The following is an 8498-nucleotide window of genomic DNA, read 5'->3' as shown; positions in this document are numbered from 1 at the left end:
GGCCCGGGGATAGCTGCCCTGAATTGTTCGCTCGCTTCGCTCGTTCACGGTCAGTCCCAGTCCAATCCGCCGCGGCGCCACACATAGGCGTACGCCACGAACACCGTCAGCAGGAAGAGGCCCATCTCCGCGAGGCCGAACCATCCCATCGCGTCGAACCTGACGGCCCACGGGTAGAGAAAGATGATCTCGATGTCGAAGATGATGAAGAGCATCGCGGTGATGTAGTACTTCACCGGGAATCGACCACCCAGCGCCTGTGGAGTGGCCTCGATCCCACACTCGTAGGGATCCGCCTTGGCCTGGTTGACGCGTCTCGGTCCGACGACCGAGCTCATGATCAACGAACCGACCGCGAAGAGCGTCGCCAGTCCCGCCAACGCGAGCACCGGCACGTAGAGCTCCATCTCGCCTCCTACCCTGAGCGACCCACCCCTTCTTGAGACTTTGTGAATGGAATCACAATGTGGGCCAACTCACATCCTGCCACTCCTGTGGCGGAATGCAAGTCGGTTGCCGAAATGGCGCGCGGCACTTTCCCGCCATGGCAGGGAGGCGGGTCGGCATCCGGGCGCAAACGCCTGCAGAACCACGCCAAGGTGGGATTCTGGCGGCTCAGACTTGGGGGCTGACCGCCGGCGCCGGCGTGTCGAGGAAGGCTCGCGGGATCACCACGATCCGCTTCACGGCGTTGGCCCGTACGGCCCGCGTTCCATCGGGACCGACCTGCACCATCTCGTACGTCACGGTGTGCTTGGTGATCCGGCGTACCTCCAGCCATCCCGGGGGCCAGGCAACGCTTCCCCACGGTCCCTGGATCTCGAGCCACTGGCCCATCGAGCCGACGACGGGGGCGCCGACGACGTACATCCCGGACATCCGGCCCTCCCCTGCGAGCAGCCAGGTGAGGGGGTTGAGCAACAGGACCATCAACCAGGTAGCCAACATCCGGTAGGAGCCACCGGCCAGCAGGAGCGGGATGTTGAGAACGAGCGCGGCAGGAAGCAACCATGCCGTGATGCCGAACTGCGCCCACAGCCACGCCCGGACGAGCCGCCACCGCAGTACACGATCGACGACGATCGGCTCCCTCAACATCTGGGGCTCCGCCGGCACCCGGCCTGCCCTCGCTGCCAGTTCGCGCCTGATCGCCAGCCCGATGAGCTGGGCCGGAAAGTCGACCGACCGCGCCACCTCATCAGGCCCGGCCGGAAGGTACGCCGGTTGGGCCAACGTCTTCGGGCCATCCTGCCGACACCGCACCAGCACCGGCCCCGCCTCGATCTGGGTCAGCCGCGACCAGGGATAGAAGGCGAGTCGCCTGAGCGTACGCATGCCCAACCCGCTCTCCGTCGCCCATGCGACGAGAGTGGCCCCAACAGGAAACTCGCGCTCCACACGGCGCGAGACTGTCCACAGCGGCAGTGGCAGCAGGCCCGCCAGGCAGGCGACTCCCAAGGTCGAGATCATCACCAGAGCGACAAGATCGCCGACCGGATCAATCCCCAGATCACTCATCCCGAACCAGACGGAGCCGGTCATCAACGCCGGCAGAACCAGCCCCAGGACCCAGTAGGTCCAACTTCGCAGCCGCAACCGCACCATGGCCGACTTGAGCCGCCGCTGGTCGTCGATCGTGACGGTCCAGTGCGTCACCGATCCCGGCACCACATCCGTGTCCACGAGCGGCCCTCACCAGCGTCTCGGTCGTCAAGGTCGGACGCAGCGTACTGGATACGCAGGAAAGGATTCCCTGATTTCACTGACCCGCTCGGACCGCCGAGACCAGCCGCGCAGCAACCCGCCGAGCTGGCCCGTACTCACCCGAAATCTCGCCGAGTCGGCTCGTCATGACGAGCCGACTCGGCCTGATTTCGCGTCAGGATGCGCCGACTCGGCGGGATTGGGCTCAGTCGGGATCGGGGCGGATCCAGCCGTTGTTGAGGCCCGCGCGGACGAGTGCGTCGGTGGCGGCGCCGAGGGTCGTCGAGGCGGCGACGACGCCGGCCTCGCGGGCACGGACCCGGGACTCGGTGGCACCGGGCATGCCCCAGGTGCCACCGCGGTTGAGCCAGTTGAGGAGCATCGGCTCGAGGCGGTCCATCGCCTTGCAGAAGCGGGCCTCGGGGGTCTGAGCGGCCTCGAACTCGTCCCACAGGGCCCGGATCTCGCCCGCCTGGTCCGGCGGCAGCATCGTGAAGAGCCGATCGGCGGCGGCGATCTCGCGCTCGACCTGGTCGACGACCGCGGCAGTGTCGAAGACCGGGCTGTCACCGGCGTAGATCTCGACCATGTCGTGGATGATCACCAGCTTGATCGCGTGCCCCACGTCGATCGGTTCGTCGGCGTACTCCGCCAGCAGCAGCACCATCAGCGCCAGATGCCAGGAGTGCTCGGCGTCGTTCTCACGCCGGTCCGCTGCGGCCAGCGGCGAGGCACGCAGGATCGTCTTCAGCTTGTCGGCCTCGGCGATGAACTCCAGCTGAGCCCGCAGCCGGGCGTCGATCTCGTCGGGGAGCGGGTTCAGGTCGATGATCAGGTCGGCAGTCGGGTCGTCCATGGGACGACCTTCGCATGTCACGCCGGATCAGCGGGTGGGGAGAGCGGGGGCGGCGCGCTTGGAGCGGCTCACGTAGGCCGAACCCTCCGGGGCGACGACGGCGTAGGAGTCGCCCATACGGGAGTTGTACTCCAGGTGGGCGCGGCCCCAGAACATGCCGATCCGGATGCCGCCGTACATCCCCGGAGCGGTGAACCAGGCCTCGTCGGGGCCGCCCTCCTCGGAGATGAGCCGGACGTCGAACGTACGCAGCTGGTGCTCGCCTCGGAACTCGGCGGTCAGCTCGGCGAGCGTTGTGTTCACGTGAAGATTGACGTTCTCGAGCTTGTCACCGAGCGGCGTGCCGGGGCGGAAGTAGGGGTCGAGCATGTCGAGCAGGTGGTCGTGGCCGCGGCGCTGGGCGAGCTGGTAGGGCGTCTCGCCGTGGGCGGTGGGCAAAGACCTGACGCCACCCAGCGAGAGCAGCTCCTGGACCGTCTCCCGCGGTGCACCGAGGTAGGCGGCGTGGTGCAGCGGCGTGAACATCGACTCGCCGCCGATCTTCCAGGTGTTCACACCGACGGTGTAGTCGTTGCGCACCTGCGAGAGCGCCCGGCGCCAGTCTCCTTGCGCGGCCGCATCGGTGAGCGAGTCCCTGGCCTTGACTGCCGCGGGGCCGTAGGCCTCGCGAGGCATCAAGATGCCGTCCCATGGCAACGTCGTGGTCATAGTCGAACTTTCGCAGAGATCAAGCGGTTGCGTGGTGCAGAGCGACGATCCCGGCTGAGAGATTCGTCCACGTCGGCGACTGCCAGCCCGCTGAGGACAGCATGTCGGCGAGACCTGCCTGGTCGGGCCATGCCCGGATCGACTCAGCGAGATAGACGTACGCGTCCGGGGAGGACGATACCGCCCGCGCGACCGGCGGGAGCGCCTTCATCAGATATTCGACGTAGACCGTCCGGAACGGCTTCCAGGTCGGGTGCGAGAACTCGCAGACCACGATCCGACCGCCAGGCCGGGTGACCCGGCGCAGCTCCCGCAGGCCGGCCTCGGGGTCGACGATGTTGCGCAGACCGAACGAGATCGTCACCGCGTCGAAGGTCCCGTCGCGGTAAGGGAGCTTGGTGCCGTCGCCGGCCGTGAACGGCAGATGCGGCTTGGCCTCCTTGCCGACCTTGAGCATGCCGATCGAGAAGTCGGTCGGGACCACCTCGGCACCGGCGTCCAGGAACGGCTGGGACGAGGTGCCGGTGCCGGCGGCGAGATCGAGCACGAGCTCGCCCGGCTTCGGGTCAACGGCCTTGATGACCTCGCGTCGCCAGCGGCGGTCCTGGCCGAGCGAGAGTACGTCGTTGGTGAGGTCGTAGCGCTTGGCCACCGCGTCGAACATGCGACGGACCTCGCCGGGCTGCTTGTCCAGATCTGCTCGGGTCACGGGCTGATTCTGTCTCGGGTCTCCGTCAGACCCGAACTCAGGCCAGCTTCTCGAAGATCTCGTCGGCGTACTTCGCCGCGTCCTTCTTCGAGGCGGCGGTCGCCTGGACGGTCAGATTCTTGGAGGCGTGCGAGCAGGTCGCCTGGGTCTGGCCGGTCTGCTGGTCGGCGCTGGCGTAGCAGACGTTGTCGCCCACCTTGGAGACCTCGCCACCGCCGTAGTAGGCGCTGCCGTCGCCGGCGAAGGCACGGATCATCACGGACTTCTGCATGTCCTCGGTGATGTAGGTGCGCGAGGCCATCGAGAACCCGAGAGCGTCGGAGACGTTGCGGTCCTCGGTCTTCGAGCTGGCGGCGTTCTGCTTGATGAACACGTCCAGCTGCTCCTCGGACGCGCCCTGCTTCTTGATCACGTCGAGGTCGTAGGAGGACTTCTTGTCGGCCGGCTTGTAGCCGCCCGACAGAGTCTCCGGGAGCGTGATCTTCACACCGGAGTGGGATTCGGAGTCGCCAACCCACCGTGGCAGGCCAACGCCCAGCACGACGAAGAGGGCCAAGGCGATGATGCCGAGGGTGATGCCGTTCTCTGCGATGAACGACTGCTCTTTGTTGGTACTCACGCCAGCGCACGCTACAACCCATCTGGTGATGGATGACAAATGGGGCGACCATGCCACATACATCACTTCGACTCGTCGCCGCCGACACCACGCCGATACCCTGGGTGCGTGAGTGAGTCGGAGCAGCAGTCCCTGGTGGCCACGACCGTGGCCCTCGACGCCGGGTCGGAGACGCTCGAAGACCTGCTCGCGCTGCTTCCTGCGCGCCGGCGTGTGCTGTCCTGGGTCCGCCACGGCGAGGGCCTCGTCGGCTGGGGCACCGCCGCCGAGATCCGTACGTCCGGACCGGAGCGGTTCGCGCACGCCACCAAGTGGTTCGAAGAGCTCGCCGCCGTCTCCACGGTGTCTGACGCCGTCGGCGAGCCCGGCACCGGGCTCGTCGGGTTCGGCTCCTTCGCCTTCGCGGACCTGCCGGGATTCTCCGTCCTCAAGATCCCTTCGGTCATCGTCGGCAAGCGCGGTGACGTCGCCTGGGTCACCACGGTCGGCCCGGCCGCCACGCCGCCCCCTCCGCTGGCTCCGACGCCGCCGCCGGAGGCCCCGCGCGACGTCGTCTTCGCCGACGCTTACGTCGACGGCGAGCACTGGATGCGGATCGTCGCCGACGCCGTCTCCCGGCTTCAGGACGGGGACCTCGACAAGGTCGTCCTCGCCCGCGACCTGTTGGCCGCGGCCAGTGCGCCGATCGACATCCGGGCCGTGCTGCGACGGCTGGCCGCTGCGTACCCGACCTGCTGGACGTTCCACGTCGACGACCTCTTCGGTGCGACCCCCGAGCTGCTCGTCCGCCGCGAGCGTGGCCTGGTCACCTCCCGCGTGCTCGCGGGCACGATCTGGCCCACCGGCGAGGATGCCCATTCAGTGGAATCCAGCGACCACGCTCTCGCCGCGTCGCTGGCAGCGTCGTCGAAGAACCTCGAGGAGCACGAGTACGCCGCCAGGTCGGTCGCCGACGCACTGGAACCGCACTGCTCCTCGATGAACGTGCCCGAGGCGCCCTTCGTGCTCAAGCTTCCGAACGTGATGCACCTGGCCACCGACATCACCGGCGTCGCCAGCGACGGGGTGAGCTCGCTCGATCTGGCCGCCGCGCTGCACCCCTCGGCCGCGGTCGGCGGCACCCCGCGCAAGGAAGCCGTCGCGCTCATCGCCGAGATCGAGTCGATGGAACGCGCCCGCTACGCCGGGCCCGTCGGCTGGATGGACGCGTCCGGAGACGGCGAGTGGGGCATCGCGCTGCGTTCGGCCGAGATGATCGACGACCGCACCGCCCGCCTCTTCGCCGGCTGCGGCATCGTGGCGAGCTCGGACCCGGAGACCGAGCTGGCCGAGACCCAAGCCAAGTTCGTCCCCATCCGCGACGCGCTCTCCTGAGCAGCCCCGTCCGGAGAGGGCGCCCGGCGGGTGGGCCGCCCGCGATAGATTCGGCGACATGAGGATCACGAAGTTCGGCCATGCCTGTGTCCGGATCGAGCACGACGGGGCGGTGGTGGTCGTCGACCCCGGTGTGTTCTCCCAGCCCGAGGCGCTGGACGGCGCGACGGCGGTGCTGATAACCCACGAGCACCCAGACCACTACAACCCGGATCTCCTGGAGGGCAGCGACGCACCGGTCTACACCATCGGCGCAGTCTCGGCGCAGATCCTGAAGAGCGCTCCCGCGGTCCACGAGCGGACCACCGTGGTGAAGCCGGGTGAGTCGTTCGACGTCGGCCTGCCGGTCACTGCGGTCAACGAGAAGCACGCGGTGATCCACGCCGACCTGCCGCACTTCGACAACTCGGGCTACCTGATCCAGGCCGGGGACACGAAGATCTTCCACCCGGGCGACGCACTCGACGGCCCAGGTGAGGCCGTCGACGTACTCTTCCTGCCCGTCTCCGCCCCCTGGGCCCGCTCCGCCGAGCTGATCGACTTCGCCCGCGAGGTCGGCGCCTCCCGCACGGTCGCGATCCACGACCGGGTCTACTCCGAGTTCGGCTCCGGCGTCTTCGACACCCAGGCCGCCAACCTGATCCCGGCCGAACGCGGCTACGTACGTCTCGCGGACGGAGCTGACCTCTGATGGCCCTGATCGCGGTGCTGTACACCTACAACGACCTCCCGGACGTACGCGCCGAGCACCTCGACGCCCACCGGGAGTTCCTCGCCGGCCGGCCCGACCTGGTGCTCTCCGGCCCCACCTCCGACGGCTCCGGCCTGCTCCTCTTCGAGGGCGTGATCGCGACTGTCGAGACGGCCGTGGACGATGACCCGTTCCTTGCGGCCGGGCTGATCAAGGAGCGCCGGGTCTTCGAGTGGACGCCGGTGCTTGGGTCCTGGAAGGACCAGTTGGGGATCTAGGACTTCCTTGATCTCGGGGTCTGGACGGACTGAAAACGTGCGGGGTGCTGTGGCGCATGGGCTGGGGCCGCCGACCCGTAGTGGATGGTGTTCACGCCGCATCCCGGAGAGAAATTTGGCTGGCTATCGGGTCGGCGGCGGGGTATGGCGCAGCGGATTTTGGGTTGGGTGCGGGATTGGGGACCGGGGTTGGCCGGTCCTGCCAGGGGGAGGGTCTGCGGGAGCCGCTGCACTAGACGATGACACCTTGTGAATCGTTCACGAGGGAGAGTGCCTGTGCCTTGCCGGAGGCCACCAGGTCGTCGGCTATGGCAGAGGGTCCGACCTCGTGAAACCCTTCACAAGATCGGACCGGTACGCCGGGCAGGCCGCAGCGCGGTCAGACGCGGCGGGTGAACCGGGTCCGTCCGTCCGGGAGGCGTTCATAGTCGTAGTTCGGGTCGTGGATCCGGCGATGGTCGCTGGGGCACAACAAGACCATGTTCGCCAGATTCGTAAGCCCGCCTGCTGACCAGGGTTTCAGGTGATGGGCCTCGGTCCACGCGGCTGGCGCGTCGCAGTCTTCGGCTTGGCAGCACTTGTCCCGCAACCGGAGTGCACGGTGTTGGACCGGGTGGGCTAGGCGGATGCTGCGGCCGAAGTCGAGGATCTCCGAGCCTGCGCCCAGTACGACGGGGATGAGGTCGGCGTTGCAGGCCATCCGGCGGGCCTCAGCAGCGGTGATCTGCTCTCCGTCGAACCCCAACGCCGCAGTACCGAGGTCGTTGCGGAGGTCCTCGACGTTCATGGTGATGAACACCGTGGTGGCGTGCCCACCGTGCCGGGGCAGCTGGTCCACGTCGTAGGTCTCAACGATCCGGGCGAAGGCCTGGCCCAGCAGCCGGTCATAGGGGGCCTTACGGCCCCGGTCCTCCGCTGAGAGCTTCCTCGGCTGCGCCAACGAGTCCAAGATGGTCCGAAGCCTCATCCCGACCGCGTTCGAGACCCGGGCGTGAATGTCCACGGTCCCGTCACCGTTGGCACGGGAGGTGAAGAACGTGCGGCGTTGGGCGCGTTCTTCCTCCCGCTGCAACGCTTTGGCCTCGGCGGCCTCAAAACGGTCGGGATCGACCTCGAACAGGATCCGCTTCCCAATGATCTCGAGCTTGGCCGCGCTCATCTGAGTGGCGTACTCGACCAACAACTTCTCCGCCAAGATCAGGTTCTCGGTGCTGGCCTCAGGGTCGGCCTCGACCGCCTCAAGCGCCTTGACGATCACCCTCGCCTTGTCCTGGGACACCACACCCTCAGCCAGCCCGGCGGCGACGAGCTCGTACCTCGCGAGCCCGGCGGCGAGCTTCACCTCGGCGCGACCGACCTTCTTGTCGACCAACAGTTCGGTCCACATCCATCCCGAGACGTCTTTGGCGCCGGTCTCTTCAGCGATGTCACCGGAGACAGCGAGGACCCGGAGCTTCAACGCGGCTTGTTTGGCCTGGATGATCTCCAGACGCTTCAACCGGTCTTTCTTCTCCGCAGTGCGCCAGTAGGCGGGGTCCCGGGTGAGCAGGGTGTCGAGG

10 protein-coding genes are annotated in these 8498 nt (G+C 67.6%); 3 read left to right on the top strand and 7 right to left on the bottom strand.

What is annotated here, in order from left to right:
- Positions 1–50 precede the first annotated feature (50 nt).
- The 6 genes from ABZZ22_RS16875 to ABZZ22_RS16850 form a co-directional block, all read right to left on the bottom strand.
- A complete protein-coding gene (locus ABZZ22_RS16875) occupies positions 51–407 on the bottom strand; it encodes an NADH-quinone oxidoreductase subunit A (RefSeq protein ID WP_292644601.1) in 357 nt (118 codons plus the stop codon).
- A 208-nt stretch (positions 408–615) separates the two neighbouring features.
- Positions 616–1683 carry a hypothetical protein gene (locus tag ABZZ22_RS16870; RefSeq protein ID WP_354933350.1) on the bottom strand — a complete coding sequence of 356 codons (1068 nt, stop codon included), beginning with the start codon at positions 1681–1683 and terminating at the stop codon, positions 616–618.
- Positions 1684–1909: 226 nt separating this feature from the next.
- On the bottom strand, positions 1910–2560 hold the full coding sequence (locus ABZZ22_RS16865; protein ID WP_354933348.1) for an HD domain-containing protein: 651 nt from the start codon (positions 2558–2560) through the stop codon (positions 1910–1912).
- 27 nt (positions 2561–2587) lie between these two features.
- Entirely contained in the window at positions 2588–3268 is a 681-nt protein-coding gene (locus tag ABZZ22_RS16860; protein WP_354933346.1) for an ankyrin repeat domain-containing protein, read from the bottom strand.
- A 19-nt stretch (positions 3269–3287) separates the two neighbouring features.
- On the bottom strand, positions 3288–3977 hold the full coding sequence (locus tag ABZZ22_RS16855) for a demethylmenaquinone methyltransferase (RefSeq protein WP_354933344.1): 690 nt from the start codon (positions 3975–3977) through the stop codon (positions 3288–3290).
- Between the two features lie 37 nt (positions 3978–4014).
- Positions 4015–4596, bottom strand: a complete 582-nt coding sequence (locus ABZZ22_RS16850; protein ID WP_354933343.1) for a hypothetical protein — start codon at positions 4594–4596, stop codon at positions 4015–4017.
- Positions 4597–4704: 108 nt separating this feature from the next.
- Here ABZZ22_RS16850 and ABZZ22_RS16845 point away from each other — a divergent pair, with 108 nt between their 5' ends.
- The 3 genes from ABZZ22_RS16845 to ABZZ22_RS16835 are packed head-to-tail and all read left to right on the top strand — an operon-like array spanning position 4705 to position 6939.
- A complete protein-coding gene (locus ABZZ22_RS16845) occupies positions 4705–5970 on the top strand; it encodes an isochorismate synthase (RefSeq protein WP_354933342.1) in 1266 nt (421 codons plus the stop codon).
- A gap of 58 nt (positions 5971–6028) precedes the next feature.
- Positions 6029–6661, top strand: a complete 633-nt coding sequence (locus tag ABZZ22_RS16840) for an MBL fold metallo-hydrolase (RefSeq protein WP_354933341.1) — start codon at positions 6029–6031, stop codon at positions 6659–6661.
- Positions 6661–6939, top strand: coding sequence for a YciI family protein (locus ABZZ22_RS16835; protein WP_354933339.1), 279 nt, complete (start codon positions 6661–6663; stop codon positions 6937–6939). The genes ABZZ22_RS16840 and ABZZ22_RS16835 overlap by 1 nt, the downstream gene beginning before the upstream one ends.
- 379 nt (positions 6940–7318) lie before the next feature.
- On the opposite strand, the gene ABZZ22_RS16830 is transcribed toward ABZZ22_RS16835, so the two are convergent.
- Positions 7319–8498 (bottom strand): DUF222 domain-containing protein (locus tag ABZZ22_RS16830; protein ID WP_354933337.1); only part of this gene is annotated, 1180 nt, incomplete at its 5' end.

Source organism: Nocardioides sp. NPDC006273, from assembly GCF_040613495.1.
Taxonomy (GTDB): Bacteria; Actinomycetota; Actinomycetes; order Propionibacteriales; family Nocardioidaceae; genus Nocardioides.
This window is presented reverse-complemented; position numbering and strand designations above follow the sequence as displayed.

Coding starts and splice junctions, on each gene's coding strand:
- ABZZ22_RS16865 (WP_354933348.1), bottom strand. CDS start 2,560: ATGGACGACCCGACTGCCGACCTGATCATCGACCTGAACCCGCTCCCC.
- ABZZ22_RS16860 (WP_354933346.1), bottom strand. CDS start 3,268: ATGACCACGACGTTGCCATGGGACGGCATCTTGATGCCTCGCGAGGCC.
- ABZZ22_RS16835 (WP_354933339.1), top strand. CDS start 6,661: ATGGCCCTGATCGCGGTGCTGTACACCTACAACGACCTCCCGGACGTA.
- ABZZ22_RS16875 (WP_292644601.1), bottom strand. CDS start 407: ATGGAGCTCTACGTGCCGGTGCTCGCGTTGGCGGGACTGGCGACGCTC.
- ABZZ22_RS16840 (WP_354933341.1), top strand. CDS start 6,029: ATGAGGATCACGAAGTTCGGCCATGCCTGTGTCCGGATCGAGCACGAC.